Annotated in this window: 19 protein-coding genes; 8 read left to right on the plus strand and 11 right to left on the minus strand. The window is 71.0% G+C overall.

The annotated features are described in order from the left end of the window. Positions 1-104: 104 nt before the first annotated feature. Entirely contained in the window at positions 105-932 is an 828-nt protein-coding gene (gene minD / locus WME97_RS18665) for a septum site-determining protein MinD (protein WP_437553498.1), read from the plus strand. Between the two features lie 12 nt (positions 933-944). Further along, entirely contained in the window at positions 945-1,262 is a 318-nt protein-coding gene (minE, locus tag WME97_RS18670) for a cell division topological specificity factor MinE (RefSeq protein WP_437553500.1), read from the plus strand. A gap of 8 nt (positions 1,263-1,270) precedes the next feature. Here minE and WME97_RS18675 read toward each other — a convergent pair whose 3' ends face one another. Further along, on the minus strand, positions 1,271-2,200 hold the full coding sequence (locus tag WME97_RS18675; protein ID WP_437553502.1) for an SWIM zinc finger family protein: 930 nt from the start codon (positions 2,198-2,200) through the stop codon (positions 1,271-1,273). Further along, positions 2,197-5,391 (minus strand): SNF2-related protein, encoded by a 3,195-nt coding sequence (locus tag WME97_RS18680; protein WP_437553504.1) that lies wholly within the window; start codon positions 5,389-5,391, stop codon positions 2,197-2,199. The genes WME97_RS18675 and WME97_RS18680 overlap by 4 nt, the downstream gene beginning before the upstream one ends. An 866-nt stretch (positions 5,392-6,257) precedes the next feature. Here WME97_RS18680 and WME97_RS18685 point away from each other — a divergent pair. From WME97_RS18685 to WME97_RS18695, 3 genes are all read left to right on the plus strand, one after another. Beyond that, the gene (locus WME97_RS18685; protein WP_437553505.1) at positions 6,258-7,880 is read left to right on the plus strand and encodes a DUF1552 domain-containing protein; all 1,623 of its coding nucleotides are present in this window, start codon (positions 6,258-6,260) and stop codon (positions 7,878-7,880) included. Between the two features lie 130 nt (positions 7,881-8,010). Next, positions 8,011-8,973 carry an SMP-30/gluconolactonase/LRE family protein gene (locus tag WME97_RS18690; protein ID WP_437553507.1) on the plus strand — a complete coding sequence of 321 codons (963 nt, stop codon included), beginning with the start codon at positions 8,011-8,013 and terminating at the stop codon, positions 8,971-8,973. A gap of 24 nt (positions 8,974-8,997) precedes the next feature. Further along, positions 8,998-9,981 carry an asparaginase gene (locus tag WME97_RS18695; protein WP_437553509.1) on the plus strand — a complete coding sequence of 328 codons (984 nt, stop codon included), beginning with the start codon at positions 8,998-9,000 and terminating at the stop codon, positions 9,979-9,981. A gap of 94 nt (positions 9,982-10,075) precedes the next feature. Here the strand turns inward: WME97_RS18695 and WME97_RS18700 are convergent, their stop codons facing one another. Next, positions 10,076-11,296 (minus strand): hypothetical protein, encoded by a 1,221-nt coding sequence (locus tag WME97_RS18700; RefSeq protein WP_437553511.1) that lies wholly within the window; start codon positions 11,294-11,296, stop codon positions 10,076-10,078. Between the two features lie 695 nt (positions 11,297-11,991). Here WME97_RS18700 and WME97_RS18705 point away from each other — a divergent pair. The 3 genes from WME97_RS18705 to WME97_RS18715 are packed head-to-tail and all read left to right on the plus strand — an operon-like array spanning position 11,992 to position 15,245. Beyond that, complete coding sequence (locus WME97_RS18705; protein ID WP_437553513.1) at positions 11,992-13,617, plus strand: FG-GAP repeat domain-containing protein; 1,626 nt, start codon at positions 11,992-11,994, stop codon at positions 13,615-13,617. Positions 13,618-13,647: 30 nt separating this feature from the next. After that, positions 13,648-14,196 carry a hypothetical protein gene (locus tag WME97_RS18710; RefSeq protein WP_437553515.1) on the plus strand — a complete coding sequence of 183 codons (549 nt, stop codon included), beginning with the start codon at positions 13,648-13,650 and terminating at the stop codon, positions 14,194-14,196. Positions 14,197-14,219: 23 nt separating this feature from the next. Beyond that, entirely contained in the window at positions 14,220-15,245 is a 1,026-nt protein-coding gene (locus WME97_RS18715; RefSeq protein ID WP_437553517.1) for a hypothetical protein, read from the plus strand. Between the two features lie 18 nt (positions 15,246-15,263). Here the strand turns inward: WME97_RS18715 and WME97_RS18720 are convergent, their stop codons facing one another. The 8 genes from WME97_RS18720 to WME97_RS18755 form a co-directional block, all read right to left on the minus strand. After that, on the minus strand, positions 15,264-18,935 hold the full coding sequence (locus tag WME97_RS18720) for a serine/threonine-protein kinase (protein ID WP_437553519.1): 3,672 nt from the start codon (positions 18,933-18,935) through the stop codon (positions 15,264-15,266). Between the two features lie 11 nt (positions 18,936-18,946). Continuing rightward, complete coding sequence (locus WME97_RS18725) at positions 18,947-20,482, minus strand: protein kinase domain-containing protein (RefSeq protein WP_437553521.1); 1,536 nt, start codon at positions 20,480-20,482, stop codon at positions 18,947-18,949. 475 nt (positions 20,483-20,957) lie between these two features. After that, on the minus strand, positions 20,958-21,413 hold the full coding sequence (locus WME97_RS18730; protein WP_437553523.1) for a nucleoside deaminase: 456 nt from the start codon (positions 21,411-21,413) through the stop codon (positions 20,958-20,960). Then, positions 21,410-22,450, minus strand: coding sequence for an aliphatic sulfonate ABC transporter substrate-binding protein (locus WME97_RS18735; RefSeq protein WP_437553525.1), 1,041 nt, complete (start codon positions 22,448-22,450; stop codon positions 21,410-21,412). Before WME97_RS18735 ends, WME97_RS18730 begins: the two co-directional genes overlap by 4 nt. Then, entirely contained in the window at positions 22,447-23,292 is an 846-nt protein-coding gene (locus WME97_RS18740; protein ID WP_437553527.1) for an ABC transporter ATP-binding protein, read from the minus strand. Before WME97_RS18740 ends, WME97_RS18735 begins: the two co-directional genes overlap by 4 nt. Further along, positions 23,289-24,134 carry an ABC transporter permease gene (locus WME97_RS18745; protein ID WP_437553529.1) on the minus strand — a complete coding sequence of 282 codons (846 nt, stop codon included), beginning with the start codon at positions 24,132-24,134 and terminating at the stop codon, positions 23,289-23,291. Before WME97_RS18745 ends, WME97_RS18740 begins: the two co-directional genes overlap by 4 nt. Before the next feature lie 3 nt (positions 24,135-24,137). After that, positions 24,138-24,740: a cysteine hydrolase family protein gene (locus tag WME97_RS18750; protein WP_437553531.1), complete on the minus strand. Its 603-nt coding sequence runs from the start codon at positions 24,738-24,740 to the stop codon at positions 24,138-24,140. Between the two features lie 291 nt (positions 24,741-25,031). Further along, on the minus strand, positions 25,032-26,009 hold the full coding sequence (locus WME97_RS18755) for a PAS domain-containing protein (RefSeq protein ID WP_437553533.1): 978 nt from the start codon (positions 26,007-26,009) through the stop codon (positions 25,032-25,034). Positions 26,010-26,159 lie beyond the last annotated feature (150 nt).

Consider the following 26,159-nt stretch of genomic DNA (forward strand, 5'->3'; position numbering starts at 1 on the left):
CCCATCACGTCGACGCCGCCCCCTCAACGCCGGGAGGCGGGCATCCGCGCGGGCTCGGCCGTAGGACAGGCCACGTCTCTCGAACCATCTCAAGGAGGTTTCTGGTGTCAAAGGTAGTCGTCGTCACCTCGGGCAAAGGCGGAGTCGGCAAGACCACCACGACCGCAAACCTCGCGTCCGGCATCGCGGCCGTCGGTTGCAAGACGATCGCCATCGACTTCGACGTGGGGCTCCGCAACCTCGATCTCGTGATGGGGTGCGAGCGGCGCGTGGTCTACGATCTCGTCAACGTGATCCGCGGAGAGGCGACGCTCCGTCAGGCGGTGATCCGCGACAAGAGGCTCGATTCGCTCTACGTGCTCCCCGCGTCGCAGACGCGGGACAAGGACGCCCTCACGCTCGACGGCGTCGGGCGCATCCTTGACGAGCTGCGGGGCGCGGGCTTCGAGTACATCTTCTGCGACTCGCCGGCGGGCATCGAGTGGGGCGCGCAGATGGCGATGTATTTCGCCGACGAGGCGATCGTGGTGACGAACCCCGAGGTCTCCTCGGTGCGCGACTCCGACCGCGTGCTCGGCCTCCTGGACGCGAAGACCCGCAGGGCGGAGCTCGGCGAGCCGCCGGTGAAGACGCACCTCCTGCTCACGCGGTACGCGCCGGCGCGCGTCGCCAAGGGCGAGATGCTGGCGCACCAGGACGTGCTGGAGCTCCTCGGCATCCCGCTGCTCGGCGTGATCCCGGAGTCGCCGGCGGTGCTCCAGGCGTCGAACGCCGGGACGCCCGTGGTGCTCGATCCGACGAGCGACGCGGCGCAGGCCTACCTCGACGTGGTCCAGCGCTTCCTTGGCGCGGAGCGCCCCCACCGCTTCCTGGAGCCAGCCAAGAAGGGGTTCTTCAGCCGAATCTTTGGCGGCCAGGCGGCGACCGTCTGAGGGAGTTCTGCCATGTCGATCATGGATTATTTCCGTAAGTCGCAGCCGAAGTCGGCGTCCGTGGCGAAGGAGCGTCTGCAGATCATCGTGGCGCGCGAGCGCGTGCGCCCGACGGGCGAGCCGGACTACCTGCCGCGGCTCAAGCAGGAGCTGCTCCAGGTCATCTCGAAGTACGAGCGGATCGACCTGGACCAGGTGAGCGTGAACGTGGAGCGGAGCGGCGATTGCGACGTGCTCGAGCTGAACGTCGTGCTCTCCGAGTCGGAGCGGGCGGCCGTGCGCGCCGCCGCCGCGTCCCGGACGGGCGCCGCCGCCGCGCGGAACTGCTGACGCGCGGCTCAGCCGCGCCCTCGCCCCCGCGGCGCGCCCTCCGCCATCGCGATCTCCCGCGCCCGCTCCGACGCCGCTCGGAGGAGCGGTCCGAAGAGATCCGCAGGAGAGCGCTCCTCGGTCCAGCCCGGCGGCGCGCCGAGCTGGGACAGGAGCGCCGCGTGCGCCGCTGGCGGCTCGAGCGTCACGTCGAGCGCCGGCGGCGCCTCGCGCCAGGCGTCGTAGTCCTTCGCCGCCATCTTGCCGGGCGTCACCGTCGCGATCGCCGGCGCATCTCCGGCGCAGGGGGCGCCTTTGCCGGCGCCCGCTCGCTTGGCCCGGGCGCGCACGGGGGCGCCCCGCGCGGCGCGGATCGCCTCGATCACCTGCTCGCGCGTGCGCCCGCGCAGCTCGAACAGCAGGAAGGGGTCCTTGTCGAACGCCTCCCCGAGCACGTAGTGCGTCGCCGCGACGTGCTTGCAGGGGTTCGCCATGTCGGGGCACGAGCAGGCCGTGGTGAGGTCCTCCGGCCGCTCCGGGAACAAGCTCGTCCCGGCGCTCCGGAACGCGGTCTCGATGTCCTCCGGCATCTGGCCGGCGAGGAGCTCCGCCGCGAAGCTCGCCCGCTTCGCCATGGCGGCGATCACCTTCGCCCAGGTGGCGTCGTCGAGCCGCGCGATCGTGAGGATCACCTTGTACGGCCTCGGCTGCGAGCCGGTCACGCGCGCGGTCACGAGGCCGGGCTTCACCGTGAGATCGTGCGTCCTCCCCGTGCGCGCGTACGTGCGCCCTCGCGCGAGGCGGCCCGCGTCGTCGGGCGCCATCCGCTCCAGCGCCTCCACCCAGCGCTTGCCCCACCAGGTCGCGCCGGCCCGCTTCATCCGGATGCCTCGCGCCGGCGGCGGCGGCTTCGGCCCGGCCTCCCGGGGGAACGGCGCCCATCGCGCCGGCGGGCTCATGTGGGCGCTCCTCCCCGCGCTCGGTCCACCTGGCGCCTCGCGCCCGTCCGCCGGCTCTCCACGCGGCGCATCTGCCGCGCGCGCGGCGCGTCGCCGCGGCCGCCTTCTTGCGCGCCGCGCCCGTCCAGCGCGGCGCCGCGCTCCTCCCGAGGTCCCGGCTCCGGCTCCTCGCGATCGTCCAGCTCGCCCGCGCCGGTCACGGCGTCCCTCGACAGCGCGAACAGCTCGCGCAGCGCCGCGTCGTCGAGCTCGGTGATCCACGCCTCGCCCTGGCCCACCACCTGCGCCGCCAGATCGCGCTTCTGCTCCAGCATCCGGTCGACCTTCTCCTCCACCGTGCCCGCGCAGACGAGCTTGTGGACCTGCACCGCGCGCCGCTGCCCGATCCGGTGCGCGCGGTCCGTCGCCTGATCCTCGACCGCGGGGTTCCACCAGCGATCGAAGTGGAACACGTGGCTCGCCGCCGTCAGGTTGAGCCCCGCGCCGCCGGCCTTCAGCGAGAGGACGAACACGCGCGGCCCCCGCGGATCGTCCTGGAACCGCCGCACCATCGCGTCGCGCGCGAGCCTCGGCGTGCCGCCGTGCAGGAAGAGGACCTCCGTGTCGAGCGAAGGCGCGAGGTGCCGGACCAGCCGGTCGCCCATCTCGCGGAACTGCGTGAACACGAGCGCGCGATCGCCGACCGCGAGCGCCTCCTCGAGCATCTCGGTGAGCCGCGCGAGCTTGCCGGACCGGCCCGCGAGCGGCCCCGCCTCCCCGAGGCACTGCGCCGGGTGGTTGCAGATCTGCTTGAGCACCGTCAGCAGCGAGAGCACGAGCCCGCGCCGCTCGATGCCCTCGGCCTCCTCGATGCGGCGCATCGCCTCGTCGAGCGCCGCCTGGTAGAGCGTCACCTGCTCGCGCGTGAGCGTGCAGAAGACCCTGGCCTCGTCCTTCGGCGGAAGGTCCTGAAGCACGGCGGGATCGTTCTTGATGCGTCGCAGCAGGAACGGCCCGGCGACGCGCCGGAGCCGCTCCGCGGCCTTCCGGTCGCCGTAGCGCTCGATGGGCACCGCGTAGGCGCGCCGGAACGCCTCGAGCGGGCCGAGCAGGCCGGGGTTCGCGAACTCGAGGATCGACCAGAGCTCGGCGAGGCGGTTCTCGACGGGCGTTCCGGTCATTGCGACGCGGTGCGGGGCGCGGAGCGCGCGCGCGGCGCGGGCGGTGCGCGACGAGGCGTTCTTGATGTTCTGCGCCTCGTCCAGCACGACCGCGGCCCAGTCCACGCCGGCGAGCGCCGCGGCGTCGCGGCGGAGCACGCCGTACGTGGTCAGGACGAGCCCGCCGCCCGCGCGGCGCGCGACGCCGTCGCCGCCCTCGGCGGGCCGCTCGCTCGCGCCGGACGCCCGCGACGCGATCTCCTCGGCCGAGCGGGCGCGCCCCTCGCCGTAGTGCCGCACGAGGGGCAGGGCAGGGGCGAAGCGCGCCGCTTCCCGCTCCCAGTTGCCGACGACCGACGTCGGGGCGACGAGCAGCGTAGGGCGCGCGTCCTCGGGCGCCGCCGCCCGCCGGCCGACGAGGAACGCGAGCAGCTGGACGGTCTTGCCGAGGCCCATGTCGTCGGCCAGGCAGGCGCCCAGGCCGAGGCTCGCCATGGTCTGCAGCCAGGCGACGCCGCGCGCCTGGTACGGGCGCAGCGTCCCCACGAACCCCGCGGGCGGCGCGGCGGCGCGCTCGGCGCCGGAGCGGAGCCGCTCCATCGCGCGCGCGAGCGCGCCCTCGGCGACCACGGGGACGGCCAGGCCCTCGACGTGGGTCTCACCCGCGAGCGCGCCCTCCAGCGCCTCGCGCGCCGAGATGCGGCCGCCGCCAGCCTCGAGGCGCCGCGCTATCTCGGCGAGCTCCTCGGGGACCACGACCACCCAGGCCCCGCGGTGCCGGACGAGCGGCGATTTCTGCCGCGCGAGGGCGGCGAGCTCGCGCGCGGAGAGCGCCTCGTCGCCGAGCGCCGCCTCCCACGCGAAATCGAGCGCCTCGTCGAGGCCGAGCCCGGCGCTGCCCGCGACGACGCCCGCGGCGGGGCGCGCCGCGCCGACGCGCATGCGGAGGCGCAGGCGGCGCTGCCCCGAGGCAAGGAGCTCGCCCGGAACGACCACGCCGAACCCGGCCTCGCCCAGCGCCGGCGCGGCCTGCGCGAGGAAGTCCCACGCCTCCGCGGGAGCGAGGTCCACGTGCTCCGGCCGCGCCTCGCCGAGGGCCCGGGCGATCGGCGCGAAGAGCCGCGCCGCGGCGCCGAGCGCGCCGAGCAGGACCTCCTCGGCGCCGGAGAACGCGCGCCCGAGCGCCTTCAGCGTGCGTCCATGGGTCTTCCACACGTCGGCGGCGGGCACGAGCAGGCTGGGATCGTCGGTCGCCTGCAGCAGGAAGCGGAGCACGAAGCCGCGGTCGCCCTGGGGCAGCTCCAGCCGGAAGCAGGCGCGCAGCGCGTCGCACGCGCCGAGCGCGGGCCGGACCCACGCGTCGAGATCGGCCACGAGCGCGCGCTCGGCGAGCCCTTCCGCGGCGAAGGCGCGCCGCGGGCCCGTCAGGGCGAGCACCAGCCGGCGCTCCCACGGGGCGTGCGCCGGACGCGGCGCGCGCGCCGGGCGGTCCGTGGCGCCGCCGCGCGCGAGCGCGTCGGCCGCGGCGTCCAGGAAGGCGCGCAGCAGGGCCTCCGCGGACCAGATCTCCGCGGCGTGTGGCCCGCGGGGGTGCCCGCCGTCGCCGCTGGCTTGCTGCGCGCCCGCCGGCACCGCGTGCGCCGCGGGCGGCATGGCGCGGGCGAGCGCCGCGACGCGCGCAGCGTCCTCCGGGGCGGCGAGCGACACCGCCCAGCGGGCCTCCGTGCGTCCCCGCGTGGCGCCGACCGGCACCACGCGGGGCACGACCCGCTCCCGCACCACGAGATCGAGCGCGAGCTTGCTCGCCAGGCTCCACGCGGCGACGGACGGCGGCGCTCGCCCGAGGTCATCCTGGGCCATGCTGGCGAGCGCGGACAGGCCGTCGAGGAGCGGCGCGGCCTGCCCAGCCCTCCTCACGGCGCGGCCCGCCTTGGAGACCACGACCGCCTCCGCCGAGGTCGTCGCGCCGAGCGACCGGGCCGAGAGCTGATCCACGGCCGTGTCGTCCCAGAGGAAGAAGCGGAGATCGCCTGGCAGAAAGACGAGCGGCATCGACGCGCAGATCCATTGCACAGCCGGCGACGGCGAAAAGGGGGCTTCCCGCGTCGTGAGTCAAAAAAGCGATGGGCCGGACGGGAGCGCTCCCCGCTGAATCACGGGTTCAGCTCATTGCGTGTCATGGCTGCGAATTGCCAGAATTTGTTTGAAACCTCTGTTCGGGAGGGTTGGAGAACATCTCATGGAAAAAGATCGTGGCTCGAGGGAATGGGCCTCGCAGCGTGCTGCGCTGGGAGCGTGACGAGCTCGAGCGGACGGCTGACGCCGAGCGCGCGCAGGGGCGCCTGGGCCGCCCGGGCGCCGCGCGAGAGGCAGGCCGCCACCGCTCCGGCGGCCCGCTCGCCGTGCCTGTGAGGCCCGCGGTGGCCGTGGACGCGCTGGAAGGCACACCGCCGGGTCGCGCGTCCTCTTACATCTCAACGTTTACGTGGTCGTGGTCGTGGTCGTTCACGGCCTACCGTTGACGACCACGACCACGACTACGTAAACGTTTACGTTGGTGACCGATGGTAGGCGGAGGGGGCGGGCTTCGTGCCCTGAGCGTGACCGAGATGCCGGCATCTGCGGTAAGCGCAATTGTCTGCCCGCGCAGTACTGCGAGGGCGCCCCGACGCCCTGTTCCGAGATCCCTCTCGAGGACTGCCGCGACGCGTCGGGCTGCCGCGTCGCGCGGTGATCGACGGGGCATCTCTCCGCTCTCGACCAACGCGCCCGACCGAGCGAATTCCAAATACGTTCACGGACCCGCGGAGATTATGGGGGATGGAGCCGTGGCAAACTCGGGCATCCGAGGGCGTTCCGAGTGGCAGCCGGGCGTTTGCCTTCATTGAGGCAGGAAAAATACGACCATGTCAAAGCGCATGAACCGAAGAATTTTCCTCCGGGGGCTGGGCGGAGCTTGCGTCGCGGCGCCGTTCCTCGGCTCGATCCTCGACCGCTCCGTGATGGCGCAGCCGGCCGCGCTACCGAAGCGGCTGATCGTGATGTTCACGCCCTATGGCTGCATCACGACAAGGTGGTTCCCGAAGAAGTCGCACGGCCCGCTCACCGCCGCGGATCTCCAGTCGACGACGCTCAAGCACCTGGCGCCTCACGCCGACAAGCTCCTCATGCCCCGCGGCATCCGCGCGATGAACGAGTGGACGGCGACGCTGGCGCGGGGGCAAGGGAACGACCCCCACACGCAGGTGTTCGGGTCGTACTTCACCTGCCAGCCGGTGACTCCCAACAGCGACGACCCGTTCAGCTTCGACTCCGCGACGAAGTTCAACGCCAAGCCGACCGGTCCCTCGCTGGACCACGTCATCGCACGACAGCTCAGCCCGCAAGGCACTCCGTTGCTCTTGAACATGGCGGGTCAGAATGAAAGCCCTCAGTCGGCGATCTCCTACTCCGCCGCCGAGACCCTCTTCAGGGGCCTCAACGCGTCGCAGGTCTTCAGCAGCCTCACGGGCATCTTCGAGCCAGGGAAGCCGACGTCTCCGGACACCTACGCGGCGATGCGCGGCAAGAGCGTCCTCGACATCGTGAAGGATGATCTGCAGAGGCTCGAGCGGTTCGACATGAGCCGCGCCGACAAGCAGAAGCTCGCATCCTGGAAGGAGCTCATCCACGCGACAGGGAATGGGATGGCTTCTGCGCAGTGCAACACGGCCCTCGCCACGGCGCTCGGCGCGACGCAAGAAAACATCAACCAGTGGGGCACGGCCCCGAGCGGCGACGACAGGCTGACGCGGCGAATCTCGGACACTCTGGACGGAGCGGACCTCTGTTCGAACCTCGCCGTGCTCGCGGCGGCGTGCAACGCGAACCCCGTCATCTTCCTGAAATACCCCGGGAACTACCTCTTCAAGGGGCTCGGCGTGAACCACGAGAGCGCCAGCCTCTCGCGTCGCCTGGACAGCGCGAACATGACGGGCACCTGCGTCCCGGGGGCGATCGACATGCTCCTCACGATCGACGACTACTATGCGAGGAAGTTCGCCCACCTCGTCGAGCAGCTGAGCCGCCTCGAGGAGGGCGACGGGACGCTCCTCGACAGCTGCGCGGCCGTCTGGTTCCAGGACGTGTCGGACGGCTGCGCCCGCAACCTCAACAACCTGCCGATCATCCAGGCCGGCAGCGCCGGCGGCTATTTCAAGACCGGCTGGGCCGTGAACGTCGAAGACGGCTCGTCGAATCTCACGACCGGCAACAGCGAGTTCACGTGCACCGAAGGCACCTCGAACCAGGTCGACGCGATCTCCCAGGAGACGGGGACCGATCCGTCGCTCGCCAACGCGCCGATCAACAAGTACTTCTGCAGCTTGATGAACGCCCTCGGGGTCAAGGCAGGCGCGGATGGTTTCCCGGCACCGGGCGGTTCGGGGCCGGTGACCCACTTCGGCAGGTACGACAGGACGGAAGACTTCATCGGCGGCGGGGTCAATCCCCCCACCATCCACGATCCAGGCGAGTTCACCGCGCTCAAGGCGAACTCCTGAGCGGTCTCGCTCCCGAGCCTGTCGGCGCGGGGCGGCGCGGCTGCTCGAGATGTCCCCGTCGGCGAGGGCGGGTGTTATGCTCGCGCGCGTCGAGAAGGCGCGGCGCGGCGCCGTGCCGGGAGGTCGCTGGATGTCATCTGTCAGGGGTTTCACCCTCGAGCTGTCTCGGATCGAGTACGTCGGGCAAGGCCTTGTCAGGCCGGAGTGCGTGATCGTCGAGCCCGGCGGCACGCTCTGGACCTCGGACGCTCGCGGCATCGCGACGCGCATCGAGCCCGATGGCAGGCAGGCGACCCTCGGCCCGGAGGTGCCCGAGCCGAACGGCATGGCGATGGATCGGCAGGGCAACCTCATCGTCGCCAGCATGTCCGGCGGCAAGATCCACAAGCTCCACCGCGACGGCCGGTCCGAGGTCCTCCTCGACTCCGTCGACGGCAAGCCGCTCGGCGCCGTGAACTTCTGCTTCATCGACTCGCGGGATCGCCTCTGGATCTCCGTCACGACACGGCAACTCCCGTGGTGGCCCGCGGTCGCGGGCGGCATCCGCGACGGGTACATCGTGCTCGTCGACGAGAAGGGCGCCCGCATCGTGGCCGACGGCCTCAGCTTGACGAACGAGGTGCGCCTCGACGCCGCCGAGCGGTTCCTGTACGCCGTCGAGACCGTCCCCGGCCGCCTCCTCCGGTTCCCGGTGCGCGACGACGGCAGCCTCGGCGATCCCGAGCAGTTCGGGCCCGATAGCCTCGGCATCGGCGGGTACATGGATGGCTTCGCCTTCGACGCCGAGGGCAACATCTGGGTGGTGGCCGTCTGTCGCAACGGCCTCGGGGTGATCTTCCCCGACGGCAGCTACCAGACCGTCTTCGAGGATCCGCGCCCCGCCGTCCTCGAGACGATGACCCTGAAGCAGAGGAACGGCGCCATCGAGCCGGCCGATCTCGGCGCCTGCGCGGGAAACACCCTGCAGCTGCCCACGAGCATCGCGTTCGGCGGCCCCGATCTCCGCACGTGCTACATGGGGTCGCTGGCGATGCCCCACCTCCTCACGTTCCGCGCGCCCGTCGCGGGGCTCCCGCTCTCGCACATGCGCTGATCGGCTTCACGCCAACAACCATCCATGCCTCGCGTTCACCTCGTCACCACCGGCGGCACCATCGCGAGCCGCGTCGACCCGAAGACGGGCGCCGCCGTGCCCGCCGTCCGCGCGGAGGAGCTCGTCGCCGACGTGCCCGCGCTCGGCCGCGTCGCCGAGATCGCGGTCACCGAGTTCTGCCTCGAGAGCAGCTGGAACCTCGGCCCGGACAGGATCGCGGCGCTCGCGCGCGCCGTGCGCGATCTCCAGGCCGATCCCGAGGTGACCGGCATTATCGTCACCCACGGCACGGACACCCTCGAGGAGACGGCGTTCGCGCTGGATATGCTGCTCGACGGGGACACCCCGGTGGTGCTCACCGGCGCGATGCGGGACGCGAGCACCGCTGGGACCGACGGCCCGCGCAACCTCGTCTCGGCCGCGCGGATCGCCGTCGAGCCGTCAGCGCGCGGGCTCGGCGTGCTCGTCGCGCTGAACGACGAGCTCCACGCGGCCCGGTGCGTGATGAAGACGCATACGACCGCGCTCGGCACGTTCGCCTCGCCGGGCGTCGGGCCGCTCGGCTGGGTCGACGGCGAGGGAGTCCGCGTCCACGCGCGCCCCGCGAGGACGCCGACGCTGCCGCTCGCGCCGCCCGAGCCGCGGGTCTACCTCGTCAAGATGGCGTCCGGGATGGACGATCTCCTTCTGCGCGCGATCCTCGAGGCCGGCGCGCGCGGGGTCGTGATCGAGGGCTCGGGCGCGGGGAACGTCTGCGGGAGCTGGGAGGGGGCGATCGGCGCGCTGGTGCAGGCGGGCACGCCGGTGGTGCTGAGCTCGCGCTGCCCCGGCGGGCGGGTCACGCCGACGTACGGCGCGCCCGGCGGCGGGCGGCGGCTCCGGGATCTCGGGGTGATCGCCGCGGGCGCGCTCTCGGGGCCCAAGGCGAGGCTCGCGCTGATGTTCGCGCTCGGGGCGGGGCTCGACGGGGCGGCGCTACGCGCGTACTTCGACCGACTTGCCGGGTAGACCCTCGCTCTTCGCGCACGGTTGCGGGCCGCGCCGCTCGTCGCCGGCGCTGCTCGCCGCCTGCTTCCGCTTCAGCTTCTCCTCGACCCGCGAGCTAGCAGCTGCTCGCCGGGCCACCGCCGGGGCAGATGGTCGGGAGGCTGACGCCGGTGGTGGTCCCGTTGATCCAGTCCTTGTAGGTCGAGTGCTGCACCTCGTAGCCGATCCAGCCGGTCCCCTTGGCGAAGTAGTACACCTCGTCTTTTCCGGCGCCGTCGATGATGACCTTCTTGATCACGTCCGTGTAGACTTGACCGTTCGGAGCGGTGACGGAGGACAGGTGCTCGACCGTGTACCGCTGCCACGTCGAGCCCTCGTGCCACGAGTCGCAGGCGCCGCAGGTGGTCTCGCTCTGCGCGTCGACGTAGATGTCGAACGTGTAGGTCTGGACGCCGCGTGACTTGTCGAAATAGCGCGGCAGCACCTTCGCACCTCCCCAGTCGGTGGTGTCCTTCGGGGCCTGGTAGGCGTAGCCGCCCGCAACAGGGTCTCCGCGCCACTGGTGCCTGCAGTCGGTCGGGCTGTTCAGCGCGCCGCACTGCTCATCGCAGTACGTCTGGATGCCGGTGTCGAAGTACGCCCACGAGGTGTCCTTCCACAGCCGGATCCACTGCTCGTCAGCCGTGTAGGACTCGTAATCGGCGCCGTTCCTGCCCTTCACGTACACGAACTGCCTGCGGCCCGAGAGGTCCTTGCCCTGCGGGACGTACCATCGAGCTCCGGTCACCTGCGTTGTGTACTGGGGGCCGCTCGCGCTGCATCCCGGCGTCATGTAGTCGAAGAGGTCAACGACGCTGGAGGTCCGGCAGGACGTCGAGGTCGTCCAGATGGGCTTGCCGGCGGTGTTGTAGATGACGAGGTTGCAGTCGTCCTGGAGGACGAAACGCGCGCCTGGGTTTCCCGCCGTCCTGGAGTTCCAGAGCGCGCGGGTGCCGGCGTAGAGGACCAGGTTCCCGTCGGTCTGCATGATGAACCTGGTCGTGTCCGACCGGGGCGCCGTGTGCGTGGCCCAGGACGCGCCGGTCTCGTCGTAGGCGACGACGTTGCCGTCCGTCTGATGCACGAGCTTCACCCGGCCATTGCACGACCGGATCGACTGGCTTCGATCGAGAGACTCCCCCGGGGCGAGCCCGCCGCACGCGAGGGCGCCCTCGGCCGTCCCGGTGAGCTCGTCTGGCGCGGCGAGCTCGTCCGACTCCGACGAATGGCCGGCGCCACAGGCAGAGAGAGCTGCCGGAATCGCCACGAGGACCAACGGATAAAAGAATCGTTTCATTGTAAGTGTCTCCTTCTCGGAATGCAGCGAATAGAGGACGGCGCCAGGTGCGCAGAGCTCACCCAACGAACTGCCACGTGCGGCCAGGGAAGGCGCCGACCGTCGCGCCGGGGCAGCTTCGCCCCGGAGCGGGGAAGGGCCGTCTTCCTTCAGGCCCCGCTGCGCGGTCCGCGTCCCGTCACGTGCGCTGAGCACCCCGCGTGCCAGACGTCCGCAGCGCCCCTCGGGCCGCGCCAGCGGCGCCCCGACCTCGGGTACGCAACGGCTGCGTAGTAAGGGGCGAGGAGAGAACGCAGGGCTTGCTCAGGTAAGCAAGTCTTGCTGGCGCCCCGACCGCCACCGGAAGGCCGGGCCGCTCCGGCCTCCCTCAGGCTGTGATGGGACAGCCGAGATCTGTGACGGGATTTCGCTCGACCTGCGCCGCGGGCGGGTCATGGCGCCGCGCGTGGGGCCACACCGGAGCCGCCCTCGGCGGCGAAGCACTCGATGACGATCATTCCGCGCCGGATTGGCGGCTGATACCTCAACGATCCCGCGACCGTCGAAGGCTCGCTGCCGGCCCGGGCGGGCTTATCGTGGGCCGGACGGGGGATCACAATCGCCTAGACGATGACAAGTTTTCATGAAAGCATCGCACATCTCGCCCTCTTCGGACCAGCTACGCCCGGTCGCATTGCTCGACCCATCTGCTCCGCATGCATAGCCTCGAGTTCCTCCACAAGCAGGTCGTATCGGCGTCGCGGCGGCGATTCGCGGCGGCGCTCGCGAGCATCGGTCTTTCGGCTTGCCACGGCCCGCCCGCGGGCGGCGGCGCTCCCGATGCTGGCGCGACTTCCGCGGAGCCAAGCGCGAGCGCCCCGGCCGCCGACACGACGCCGAGCGGCGTCAGCCTCCGTGACGTCTACGTCCGCACGGACCCTTATACGACGGCCACGATGGGCCACTTCGCCACGGGCCTCGCCCTCGCGGACATCAACGGCGACCATCTGCCGGACATGATCGTGTCGAACGGGAACGACATGAGCCCGCAGCCGCTGGTGGTCTTCACCAACGATCCCCGCAACGGCAACCGATTCGCTTCCTGGCCTACCTGGCTCGCCGACGTCAACGAATATCACGGCGGCCTCGCGGTCGGCGATGTCGACAAGGACGGCTGGCTCGATGTCGCTGTCGCCGTGGCTTCCGGCCGTGATCGCGACATCTCGGGCGGAGGCGTCCGCATCTACCGGAACCTCGGAGGCAAGCTCGAGCAGGCGCCGTCGTACAGGACCTCCGATCACTACATGACCGCTGGCTGCGCGCTCGGCGATATCGACGCCGACGGGGATCTCGACCTCGCGGTGGCGGTGATGCTCGAGGGCACCGGGACCATCCCGCCGATCGCCGGCACGCCGCCTCCGACGCCGGGCCGCGCGCGGATCTACCTCAACGAAGGCGCCTCGATCGCGACCAAGCCGGCGTGGCGATCCGAGGTGGAGATGATCGCCGGCGACGTCACCTTTGCCGACGTGAACCAGGACGGCTGGATGGACCTGGTGGTCGTCGGCGAGCGCGCGCAGGTCTTCTATGGGCACGCGCCGAAGCCCGGCGAAAAGGTGCCCATCGACGTCCGCCCGAGCTGGGAGTCGAAGGACACGTTCCCGTTTTCCTACTCGGTGGATGTCGGGCGCTTCGGCCAGGACCCCGCCCTGTCGCTGGTCGTGTCCGACAGCTGCCTGTTCAGCGATTGCGACAGCCGGTTCGTCATGTTCACGCCCGCATCGGGGAACGAGTCCGTCTGGCGCTCGGCTCCGGTGCAGTATGCCTCGAAGGTCTACCTCGCCGATCTCACCGGGGACGGCAACCTCGATCTCATGGCCGGCCAGTGGGGGCCCAACAAGCAGGGCGGCCCGCTCTGGGGATTCGATGGATCGGCGAAGAGCCCGCCGTTCGCCGCATCGCCGGATTTCGTGACCGAGACCAGCTCGGTGCTCGAGGGGCTCGCCTCGGCCGACGTCAAGCGGCGGTGTCTGCGCACCAGGCGACACGAGCTCTCGTCCACATCGAAGCGCGCCGTGATCACGCTGCCCGATCGCCGGATCGCGGCGTACCGCAAGGTCCTCCGGAACGGCGCCGAGCTCCGGCCGGCGCAGTACACCTGGACGCCGGCGGGCAACTGGATCTCGCTCCGCAAGCCGCTCGACGCCGGCGACCGGATCGAGGTGGAGTACGAGTACTCCCCTGTCCAGGACATGGCCGTCGCCAACTTCCAGAACTACAGCCCCAGCATAGGCAATTACGTCTTTTTTAGCTTCCTCGCGCCCCCGACCTGCCCCCCTTGACGCCGCCCGGACCTGCGGCACACGCCGAACATGCACGACACAACAAAGCTCTCTCGTCTGATCACCGAAGCTGCCCGAGACCACGAGGTCAGAACGCGCATCCGCAGCGATCCGGAGTCCGTCTTCAAGGAGTACGGGCTCTCCGACCCGGACCTCGCGCTCCTGCGGCAGGGAGATCTCGGCGCGCTGGCGAAGCATCTCCCCGCCGAGGTGTTCGAGCGCCTGCTCGATCTCCTGAAGAAGCTCGAGGAGAAAGCGCACGTCTGCATGCCCTGGCCGCCGTCATCGATCACGGTGACGGAGATCACTCCGGCGAGCACCCCCCCCGGCGCGCTGCCGAAGTCCGTCAGGGTCACGGTCACCGGCACTGGCTTCGATGCTGGGGCGAAGCTCAGCTTCAAGCGTCCGTCTCACAACGTGAATGCCACGACGGTCAGCGTGACCCCGGGCCCCTCATCGAGCCTCATCGCCGATGTCACGTTCGCCCCGGGAACGCAGGGGTGTTACAATGTCGTCGTGACCAACAAGAACGGCCTCAGCGGCACCTTGTCGATGGGCTTCACCGTGACCAGCGGCTGATCGTCCTACGGAGCGAGGCAGCGATGCTTCACCCGATGCGCGGGCTCCTCGACGTCGTGGCCCCGTGGCTCCCTACGTCGCTGCTCGCCGAGCCATGGCGCGCCCGGATCCGGGACCTCGCCGAGCAGCTTCCCCCAGCCTTTGACTGGGGCCTCCTCGAGTGTCGCCTCGGGCAGGACGACCCGCGCGTCGACTTCATGGTGTGCGCGTCGGCCCGCGACGGTGGCCGCGAGCGGCTCGCGTCGCTGCCGCCGGACCACGCGGCAGCAGGGACGCTGGGCGCGGCGGGGCGCTTCGTCGAGGAGTGGGGCCGGGAGCGCTCGCCGATTCACCGCAGCGTCCCGCTCATCTGGCTCGAATACGACATCCTGCCCGAACGCGACGCGACACCTATCGTGGGTGCCTGCGTGGATCCGACCTATTTGTCCCCGGAGCCCGTGCCGCCGCTCTCGATCCCTGAGCTGCGGGCGGTCTGCGCGAGCGTCCTCGGCCTCGTGCTCGGCCGCCCGGCAGATGAAGAGGTCCTCGACACGCTCGAGCGCTGCGCCGCACTTCTACCCGCGAACAGGCATATCCTGAGCCTCGCGGCGATGCCGCGGCGTGGCCCTCGTGACGTGCGGGTTTATGTCGCCTTGCGCCTCGCGGAGATCCCAACCTGGCTCCGGGCCATCGGCTGGTCAGGCTTCGAACGGCTCATCGACAGCGGCCTCGAGCTCCTCGGCCCGGGCGAAGAGCTGTTCGGCGTCCACATCGACGTCGCGGAGACCGTGGGCCCGTACTTCGCCGTAGAGCGGTATGCGGGACCTACCCCCGCGGCCACGGCCGAAGGCCTTCGCCTGATCGAGCGGCTCGTCCGGAGCGGCGCGTGCGCTCCCGAGAAGGGCGAGGCGATCGCGCGGTGGTCGGGCGCCACGAAGGTCGACCTGCCCGGCGCTGGATGGCTCGTCCGCGTCGACCGGCAGTTTTACATCAAGCTGATCCCGCGCCCCGACGCCCCGCCCGAGGCCAAGGCATACCTCGGGTTTCACCCCTCCTTCACCCTGCTCTGATCGGGCCGCGCGGGCGCGTCACACCTCGAGCAGGCGAGCGTCGAACGGCGCGAACACCCGCGTCCAGCGCTCCGGGTCGGCGACGCCGCGCGCGCGCATCCAGTCTTCGGCCTCACGCACCTGGTCGGCCCGGGAGGTGAGCTGGCCGAGGAGGCGCTTCGCGCAGGCGGCGGAGAGGTCCATGGCGAGCGCGGTGTACTGTTCGATCGCCGACCCCAGGAGCTCGCGCGCGCGGCGGCGATCTCCCTTGAAAGAGGCCGAGGCCGCGCGGATCAGCGCGGCGTGCGCCTTGCCGTCCTTGCGAATCGGCTCCTCGTCGAGGGTCCTCGCGATCGCCTCGCACGAACGGAGGGCCTCGCCGCTCGTCCTCGCGAGCGAGAGCTGGACGCGCGCCTTCATGGTCCACGCGTCGATGCGCGACATCGGCACGCGGAGCGCATGGGCGCGCCGGATGCGCGGCCAGTCCCGCTCGAGGCGCGCCCGCGCGGCGTCGGGCCGGCCCTCGTAGAGGTCGCAGTAGGTCTCCACGCGCGTCGAGTAAAAGTGCTGGACCGTGTACCCCTCCTGCGTCCAGCGCTCGAGCACCCACCGCGCGAGCCTTCGCGCTCCGTCGGTGTCGCCCCGCGCGATGCGGCAGTACGCTGCGTCCTGCGCGAAGCGCACCTGCCCGTAGAGATCGCCCCGCTCGCTCGCCTCGAGCTGGGCCTCGGTCGCGCGCCGCTCTAGCTCCTCGATCTCTCCGCGCGCATCCAGCCCGACGTGCACGAGGCCATCGCCCACCGCGCACTCCCAGTGCACGCCGCTGCACCGGTCGCGCAGGATCCGGGCGCCGCGCTCGGCCTGCTCGAGCGCTCGCCAGCGGCCGACGTACATGTGCTCCAAGGCTCCCCAGATCAAGATGACGCCTTCGAGGTAGGGCGAGCCGCTCTGCCGCGCGAGCTCGCTGGCGCGGGCGAGGTAGGCCCCTCCACGCCTCGAGAGCCAGGCTCCCATGAAGCGCATCGTGCCGCCGACCTGCGCCAGGCTGCGGCCGACCCGCGTCGGCTCCCCGGCGTCGAGGGCGAGCAAGAGCGTGTGCAAGCTGAACGCGAGCCCGTGGGTGGGAAGGATGGGGATGAGCCCCTTGCCGAGCGCCCAGCACAGGTCGATGCGGGCCAGGGCTTCGGCAGCAATCGAGGCTTCGGCCCTGGGAGCGAAGGCGATTCCCCGGAGCTGTAGCCGGAGCAGCTTGTCCAGGATGACCAGCGTCGCTCGCCCCGCCGACGCCGGGTAGGTGACACCGAGCTCCTCGAGCAGCGGCCTGGCCGCCGCGAGGCTCTGGTCCACGTGCCCGGCGACGAGGTAGGCCTCGACGGCCTGCCGCACGAGATCCCGCCGCTCGTCCCGCGGCGCGCCCCGTGCGGCGTCGAGCAGGACCGGCGCGGCCTCGACGCAGCGCCCCGCGTTGATGAGCGCGCGGCCCCTCCGGACCCTGAGGACACGGAGCTGCTGTGGCTCCAGAGGACCCCAGGCGATCGCCTGGCCGTAGAGCTCGGCGGCGCGATCGAAGGCCAGGGCGGCGTCGGCCTGCTCCGCGGCCAGCACCGTGTACTCCGCGGCGCGCGCCATGTCCCCGGCCCCGTGGAAGTGGTGGGCCAGGAGCTCGGGCTCCGCGTCGGGCGTCGCGAGGATAGCCTGCGCCAGCGCGCCATGAAGGGCGCGGAGCTCGTCGCTCGGCAGCTCGGCCACGACGCTCTCGCGGATCCGATCGTGGTAGGGCTCGACGAGATCCGTGCCCTTCGGCCCGCGCGTCCGGACGAGGCGCGCCGCCCGGAGATGGGCGAGGGCGCTCAGCGGATCTTCGCCCGGAATCCGCGCGGCAGCGACGACCGCCTCCTGCGTGAGCGGCCGCGCGGCGACGGCGACCGCGCGGAGCACCTTGCGCGCGTTGTCGGGGAGCTGCGCGACGCGCGCCTGCACGACGCGCTCCAGCGAGAGGCGGCGAGCGTCGCCGGGCGCAGGTGCGGTCGCGGCCTCCCGGGCCAGCTCCTCGACGAACAACGGGTTGCCGCCCGACTCCCGTGCGATCCGCTGCCCCTCCTCCGCGGAGAGCTCGCCGCCGCGTACCTGCCCCGCGAGCTCGACCGCCTCGTCCGGCGGAAGCGGGGCGAGCTCGACGACGGTGGGCTCGATCACCGGGATCTGGGCGTCGCGGAGCGCCTGGATCTCCCTGAAGAAGGGGCTCTGGGCGGCGTCGTCGCTGCGGTAGGCGGCGAGGACGAAGAGCGGCGCCGGGTCGCTCGGCGAGAGCAGCTCCACGAGGAGCGCCGCGCCGTCCGGGTCCGCCCACTGGAGATCGTCGAGGAACAAGACGACGCGCTGCCTCGCACACAGCCGGACGAAGATCTGCTTGAGACCGATGAACGCCCGGCGCCGCAGCTCCAGCGGATCACGCGCGTCGGCCGGCGCCGCGGGCAGCTGTCGGACCGACGGGCAGGTGCGCAGCACCGGGAAGATCCGCGCGGCGAGGTGCACGTCGCCGCCGAGCAGCGCCCGCTCCACGATCTCGGGCAGGCCGGCGATGTACTTCGCGAGCGCGTCGACGATGGGATCGAAGCCCTTGTACGGGACCGACTCCCACTCATAACACCGCCCCGAGAAGACCAGCGGCTGATCGAGATCGCGCAGCGACTCGAGAAAGCGCCGCGCGAGGGCCGATTTCCCGATCCCCGAGGGGCCTTTCAGATGGACGTAGGCGGGCGCGTTCGCCCCGCTGCGCCGGTAAATCTCCTGTACGACCTCGAGCTCTTGCTTCCGGCCGATCAGCGGCTGCCTCAACGCCTCGCGCGGCGGCGCGACGCCGAGCCGCTCGAGCACCTCGGCGCCGGAGGGACGATCGCCCGGGGCGGTGGCGAGGAGCCGAACGCAGAGCTCGTCGAGATCGGCCGGAACGTCGGGGCCGCGCGACGAGGGGAGCGGCGCGGGGAGCTGCGTCCGCGCGAGGAGGCTCTCCCACATGGAGCCGGGGAAGGGGAGCTCCCCGGTCAGGGCCTCGAAGAGCATCAGCCCCACCGCGTACCAATCGCTGGCCCGGCTCGGCTCCCGGCCGCCGACTTGCTCGGGCGAGAGGTAGAGCGGCGTGGCGGCGAGCTCGCGTCCCTCCCCCGGGGCGGCGTCAGGCGACGGCGACGAAGGAAGGGAGAGCCCGAAGTCGAGGATCACGACGCGCCCGCCGCGCTCGATGAGCACGTTCTCGGGCTTGAGATCGAGGTGGAGCAAGCCGGACGCGTGCAGGGCTGCGATGCCCCCGGCGAGCTGCCGCAAGATCGCGTGAATCCCGTCGCTCTTCCAGAGCGGAGCGCCGTCCGCCGAGCGGCTGGCTCTGATCTGCTCGAAGTAGGTCCGGAAGTCGGATCCGTCGATGAGCTCCATCGTGAAGAACCATCTGTCCTTCTCGGCGGTGAGCTCGTACAGCTGAATGAGGTTTGGATGGGACAGATCGGCGGCCCTGCGGAACTCGTTCTTGAAGCGGTAGAGGGTCTTTGGGTCCAGCCGCCGGAGCGTCTTGAGGGCGAAACGGCGGCCTCGCGCCGCGTCGACCGCCTCGTAGACCACACCCATGCCGCCTGCGCCCAGCCGCCGCAGCAGGCGGTAGGGGCCGAGTCGATCGCCGGCGTCCTCCGATGGCCGAGCAGCACCAGCGTTCTCCATATCCGGTCCTTTCACAGAAGCGCGCTGTCTGCCATTCTCGCCGCCGAGGATTGCTCCTGTTGTGGTCCTGCCGTGCTGTCAGGGGCGTCGAGCTCGAAAGCCTCCACGGTATCGGTGAGGCCCTGGAGCTGAAGGAGCCCCGCCGCCTTCAGCGTGAAGGTATCCCGGAGGAGCTTCTGCGCGCTCGGCCCGACGGCGATGTGACCGGAGAGCGCTGCCGTGGCCAGGCGCGCTGCGAGCCAGGGCGTCGTCCCGGTGACCGGCCTCGTGCCGCTCCGCTCGGCGGCCAGCGGGTCCGTCGTGACCGGCCCTGATTCGATGCCCATACGGGCCGTGAGCGCGGCGAGCGGCTCGTCTCCCTGGCTCGACGCCGCGGTGGCGACGGCGAGCGCGGCGCGCGCCGCGCTCGCCGGATGGCCGAAGAGGAACAGCGCCATGTCGCCGATCACGGCGGAGAGGTGTCCGCCGTGGACGCACGAGAGCTCTGCGCAGCGCTGCAGCCCCCTGCGCAGGAGCGCATCGAGCTCGCCGAGATCGCGCGTTGCGCTCTTCGCCGAGAGCGCGTAGCACAGGGCCGTGGTGGAAGGCAGGCAGTCCTGGGACAACCCCGCCATGGAAACCGTGGGCTGGTCCGCCCCTATGCGGATGGGCTCGACCCGGCTCCGCCACGGCGCGCTGGGCTCGAGGACGCACTCCTCTATCTCCCGGAACAGCGCCGACGCCGCGACGTCGCGCGCGTGCACGTCTTTTTCAAGCACGCGCCTGAGGATCGCGCCTATCGGTTCTGCTCGGATCGGCGCGGGGATCGGGATCGGCTCGGGGCCCAGCTGCTGGGCGATCGCCGCCAGCAACGAATCACCCGACAGCACCTGACGGCCTGTGAGACACTCGATGAACACCAGCCCCCACGCGAAGAGATCCGACCGAGGCGTCGGCGGAAAGGCTCGGAGCTGCTCGGGCGCGGCGTAGCTCGGCGTCCCGAGCACCTCGTTGGTCGCGGTGATCCTGGCGTAGGTACCGTCGATGAACGCGCCGATCCCGAAGTCCAGCACCAGCGCGTTTCGCCGCGCGCCTGTCGGGATCACCATGATGTTGCTCGGCTTGAGGTCACGGTGGACGACGCCTTGAGCGTGGGCGCACGCGAGCGCGTCGAGGACCTGGAGCATCAGGTGCCGCGTCTCCCGCGGGGCGAGCGCCCCCTCTTCGGCCAGCACCTCGCTGAGATTCTTGCCAGGAGCGAAGTCGAAGACCGCGTAGGGGAACCCGGACACGGTCTGCCCGAAATCGATGAGGCGCACGATGTTCGGGTGATGGAGCTGGCCGCAGAGCTGCATCTCGCGACGGAAGCGGGCAAGGCGTTTTTCAGCGGGATGCGCGTCCCAGGTCTGGACGTCCAGCACCTTGATGGCGACCGTCTGCGTGGTCGCGAGCTGGCGGGCGCGGTAGACGATGCCGAAGCCGCCCTTTCCGAGCTCTTCGAGCAGCTCGTACCGCCCCTCGAGCACTGTGCCCGGCTCGAGGTTCTCTATATCGTGACGTATTTCCATCTGCACCTCAGCGACGTCCGTACGCCGTGCCTCAATAAAAGCGCAGAACGAACCCATTGGACGGTTAAACCCGAGAGCTGTCAAGGGGCGCGGCCCGCGCCGAGCTCGCGGCGTACCTCACGGAGCAATGCATTCACATTGAAATCGTCCATTGCAGACACGTTCGCGGGTGAGCTCCTCCAGACGTCCCCTGGCGCTCGGGATCGGGCAGCCCATGCGGGAACCCGGCGACGTCCCGGGCGGTCGTCGTCCCCCGCGGACCCCCACCGCGCCGCGGTCCATCTCAGGCGCAGTCTCGCAAACGCCTATTCGCTGGGCCCCCGTTGGGCCACGGCCAAGCCCCGCTCGACGAGAAACCAGACGGAAACAACTGGGGCTGCTGAGCTTTCACCCGGCCCATCCTCGGTGTCGCAGAAATCCTGGCGCGATGATGACACACCGAACCAGCGCTCCCGGCGGAGCGCCGGCGAGCGCGTCACGCCGGGCCGAACAGCGCGAGGCACTGCGCGTCGAGGACACCGCCGACGAGATCGAGGGGCGCGCCGGAGCTCTCGTTCATCCACTTCGCCGGGATGGCCAGCTCGCGCTGCGCGCCTCCGGTCGCCTCCGTGACCTCCCGCATCGTGCAGCCGTAGACGATGCGGCTGATCCGGGCGAGCCAGGCCGCGGTGAAGCACATCGGGCAGGGCTCCACGGTCGTGTACAGCGTGTATCCCTGCAAGTCCGGCCCGGCGGCCGCGCAGGCGCGGCGCACGGCGCCGACCTCGGCGTGGTACGTGAAGTCGCGCTGGCCGTTTACCTCGTCGGTCGCCTCGGCAACGACGGCGCCGTCGGGGGCGGCCACCAGGGCGCCGAACGGCGGCTCGCCCGCGCGCTGCGCGCCGCGCGCGAGCTCCAGCGCCCGCCCCATGAGCGCCTCGTCGCGGCTCATCGGACGAGCCTCGGGTCGAGCAGCGACTCCGGCGCGGGCGCCTTCTTGACGAGCTTGGACTCGACAGCGAAGTCGACAACCGCCTTCATCGAGGCGTACACGGGGCCGGCCTTCTCCGCCGTGCCGAAGAGCTGCTTGTTGTCGGCCAGGTCGTAGATCTTGTCGCCGCTCAGCATGCCCTTCACGTCCTCGGGCGGAGCGTTCAAGTACTTGCCGACGATGGGAATCGCCTTGTCGGGCTCGCCGCGCAGGACGCGCACCCCCTGATCGATGGCGCCGATGAATTTGGAGCAGGCGTCACCGGACTCGGCGAGCCGCGATCGGCGCACGGCCACCGCGTCCATGATGGTGTCGGGGACGCTGGCGCTCGAGAAGATCACGCGACCGCCGCCCTTGGTCGCCTTGGTGATCCACGGCTCCCAGGTGACCGCGGCGTCGACCTTCCCCGCCACGAACGCGGCCCCGGCGTCGTCTGCGCTCATGCTCGTGACCTTCACCTCGTCCGCGGAGAGCCCGGACTTCTTCAGGCCGGCAAGGAACAGCATGTGATTGACCTCGCCGAGGGTGAGCGCGACCGTCTTGCCCTTGAGATCGGCCATGGACGCGACCCCCTCCTTCGCCACCACCGCGTCGGCGCCGTTCGAGCTGTCGATGAGCGCGATGGCCACGACGTCCGTGTCGCCGTTGCCGCTCAGCACGGCCAGGTTCTGCAGGGTCGTCAGGCCGATATCGAGCTTGCCCGCGGCCAGCGCCGGCAGCGTGTCCCCGGGGTTCGAGAACGGCTTGAGCTCGACGTCGAGGCCAGCCTGCTTGAACAGCCCGAGCTCGTTCGCGATGAACACGCCCGCATAGCCGATCCACAGGTCGTGTCCCACGGTTAGCTTCACCGGCGCGTTCGCCGCGGCCCCGGGCTTCTCGCCCGGCGCGGCGGCGGCGGGCACCTCGCGCGCTGGCTCGTCCTTCTTCGAGCAGCCTGGCGACAGGAGGAGGCAGGCGAGCGCTGCCCCGAGCTCTAGCACGACGGTCCTTCGGTTCATGGATCCTCTCCCCTCGGCGTATTCGTGAGCCCGAGGAGCAAGCGGCGGCGCTGCTCCTCGGGGCGGGCCTTCCCCCGCAGGAGCGAGAGAATATCCCGTTTGAGGCGCAGCAACGCCTCGTCGAGCTTGAGATCGGGCGAGCGATCCGCCCGGGGTACGGGCACGTCGATGGTGGCCACGACGCGGCCGGGGCGCTCGGAGAAGACCACCACGCGATCGGACAGGATCAGGGCCTCTTCCACGTCGTGCGTGACGAAGAGCGTCGTGATCCGGTGATGTCGGATCACATGGAGCAGGAGCCCCTGCATCTCCTCACGTGTCTGGGCGTCGAGGGCGCCGAACGGCTCATCCATCAGCAGCACCTCCGGCTGCGCGGCGAGCGCCCGCGCCAGCGCGGCGCGCTGCTGCATGCCGCCGCTCAGCTCCGCGGGCGCGCTGTCGCGGAAGTCCCATAGATCGACGAGGCGCAGCAGGCGCTCGACGCGGTCCGCCTCTCGCTCGGAGCCGGCCTGCCGCGCCCGGCCGCGGTGGCGGGCCAGCGTCAGCGGGAAGCGGACGTTCTCCCGCACGCTGAGCCACGGGAAGAGCGTCTGTTGCTGGAACACGACGCCGAGCTCGGCGCCGGGGCCGAGGACGCGTTCGCCGCCGAGCGTGACGGTCCCGGTGGTCGCCGGCTCGAGCCCCGCGACGATGTGCAGCAGCGTCGATTTCCCGCACCCGGAGGGGCCCACGAGGCTCACGAACTCGCCCTCGCCGACGTCGAGGTCGAGCGGGCAGAGGGCGCTCGTCTCGCCGCCGCGGCCGCCGTACGCCTTGCTGACGCCGCGCACGGAGAGCGTCACGCGTCGCGCCCCCTGGCCCAGCGGAAGAGCCGGCGGTGCGCTGCGCCGAACGCCCAGTCGAGCCCCAGGCCGATCGCGCCCAGCACCGCCAGGTACGCGTAGATGCTGGGCGTCTGGATGAAGCGATAGAACCTGAGGACGCGGAAGCCGAGGCCCTCGGTGGCGGCCACGAGCTCCGCGACGACGACGTAGCTCCACGCCCACCCGTTGCACATGCGCAGCGCGCTCCAGATGCCGGGGAGGGCGGCCGGGGCCAGCACGCGCCAGACGATCTCCCGCCGGGTGGCCCCGAGGCTCTGGCTGACCTGGAGCAGCGGCGCCGGGACCCGCCGTACCTCGTCCGCGGTCATGAGCAGCAGCTGGAAGAAGGTCCCCAGGAAAACGAGGAGGACCTTCGCGCCCTCGCCGATGCCCGCCACGATCATGACGAGCGGGATCAGCGCCGGCACGGGGACATAGCGGAGGAACTCGGTCGGCGGCTCGATCAGCGCGGCGATCGATCGGAACGCGCCGGCGAGCACGCCGAGCGGGACCGCGAGGAGCGCGGCGGCCACGAACCCGGCCGTGACCCGCAGGAAGCTGTAGCGGACGTCGAGCCAGAGCTCCGCCGAGCCGAGCGCGTCGGCCGTCGCCCGCCCGATGCTCGCGAGCGTGGGAGCCAGGGCGGTGTTCACCCCGTCGCGGCCCGCGAGCCCGGCGTACGCCGCGAGGGTGGCGAGGAAGCTCGCCGCGCCGAGCGCGAGACGGACCCGGGCCGAGACGGGGCGGCCGAGCGCGAGCCAGCGCGGCGGCGGTCGCTCGCACTGTCGCGACGGGGCCCGCGGTGCTCGGTCGCCGGGCATCCGTCAGCCGAAGAGCTGCATCACCGCGGCGCTCTCGGTGACGTAGGCGAACGCGTTGCTCATGCAGAGGATCGCGGCGTCGTGGAGCTCCGGTGTGGTCCCGGCCACGGCGTCGACCGGGAGCAGCACGCGGTAATCCAGGTTCCTCGCGGTGAGCACGGTGCTGAGCACGCAGATGTTGGTGCACACGCCGCAGCAGATGAGGTTCTCCACCCGCTTGCTCCGGAGCAGCAGGTCGAGGTCGGTGCCCAGAAAACAGTCGTAGCGCCGCTTGGTGAAGATCCGATGATCCTGCGGCTCGATCCGCAGCCCATCGACCAGCTCGGCGCCGCGGGATCCCTCGAGGCAGTGCGGCGGCTCGAACTCCAGCTCGATGCCGAAGTCGCACCGATCGGCCCTGTGCATCTCCTGGCTGAAGATGACCGGCAGGCCGTGCCCTCTCGCCCACGCGGCGAGCGCGTTGACGCGCTGTACGATATCGAGCGCTCCGCGCGCCTCGCAGGGCGCGCCCTCCTCGACGAAGTCCCGCTGCATGTCGATGACGAGGAGGGCGGTCGTGGCGGGGCGGACCTGGTCGAGGGGCAACGGGCGGATACGCGGCGTCATCGCTGGTCTGGACGTTCGGCGCGCAGGGGACACCGCGCGCGTCGAGCTCGCTGAGGTGTGGTGAAGTGGTGAACCGACCGTCTCTACATCAGCCGGCAAGGCAGCGTTAAAAGGCTGAACGGAATTTAGCCGGTGCCTCGCCGGAGGGTCAAGCGAGACCTGGATGCGTGAGCACTTCGAGAGGGCGTGAGGTCGCCCGCTGCGTGGAACAAGGTGCGAGAAAGGGAGAGGCCGCTCGGCGCTGCTCGGCGCCGCCTGACGTCTACGGCAGCGCTCTCCGCTGCACGCCGGTCATCTCCTTTTCCGCCGCGCCATCGCGTAACGCACGCCGGCCCGGAGATCTCTCAGGAGGACGATCCCCTCCAGCGTCTCGCCGAAGGCCGCGAGCGCCGCGGCGGTGCTGGCCGACATCCCCACGAGGACGCTCTCGGCGCCGAGCAGGCCCACGGCCTGCACCGCGCGCAGGAGGTGGAGCGCGACGGCGCTGTCGATCATCGGGACGCCGGTGAGATCGACGATCACGAACTCCGCGTCGTGGCGCTCCACGCCTCGCAGGAGCGCCTCCATGAGCTGGGTGCCCCGCATCGTATCGAGGTGGCCGATGAGCGGCACGACGATGACCCCGTGGTCGATGGGCAGGACCGGCGTCGAGAGCGCGGCTATCGTCTCGAGGAGGCGCGACTGGATGGCGAGGAGATCGGCCTCGGTGCTCCGCAGCGCCTCTTCCGTCCTCTTTCGTGCGGTCATGTCGACCACGACCCCGACCATCCCCATCACGCGCCCGCTCGCGTCGCGGAACGGGACGTTGTTCTCCAGCGTCCAGCCGTCGCTCCCGTCCTCGAGCTTCCACCGGAGCTCCACGTTGAGCCGCGGGATCCCCTCGGACATGATGGTCTCGTCGTTCTCGCGGTAGCTGCGCGCGACCTCGTCGACGAATATCTCTTCGTCGCGCTTCCCGACGATCCTGTCGCTCGAGAGGCGATAGTGCTCCGCATAGGCCTTGTTGACGGCGAGGTACCGGTGGTCCCGAGCCTTGAAGAACACCATCGCCGGGATCGCGTCGAGCATCGCGGCGTACCCCGAGGCCTCCGCCGCGAAGAAGCTGGCCAGGAGCTCATGCTCCTGGGCAACGGGCCGCGCCTCGCGCACGGCCAAGCTCGGCCGCTGCGCCTCGGCCAGAGCCTGCTCCAGGTCCGCGACGCGCCTGCGGAGCGCCGCGACCTGATCGTGCAGCGACGTCTCGCTATCTGGGTCTGAAAGACACTGCATTACAGGGTACCACGTGTCGGCCGGGCCACGATGACCGCATGATTGTCGGGGGCGCAACACTTGTCAAGCGCTCGATGTCCGTTGTCGACTCACGGCGTGTCGCCGGTGGGGCCGGCAGGTCCCGTGGATGTCGACCAAGACGTTCCTCGC

The organism is Sorangium sp. So ce367, assembly GCF_051520455.1.
GTDB classification, from domain to species: Bacteria; Myxococcota_A; Polyangia; order Polyangiales; family Polyangiaceae; genus Sorangium; species Sorangium cellulosum_B.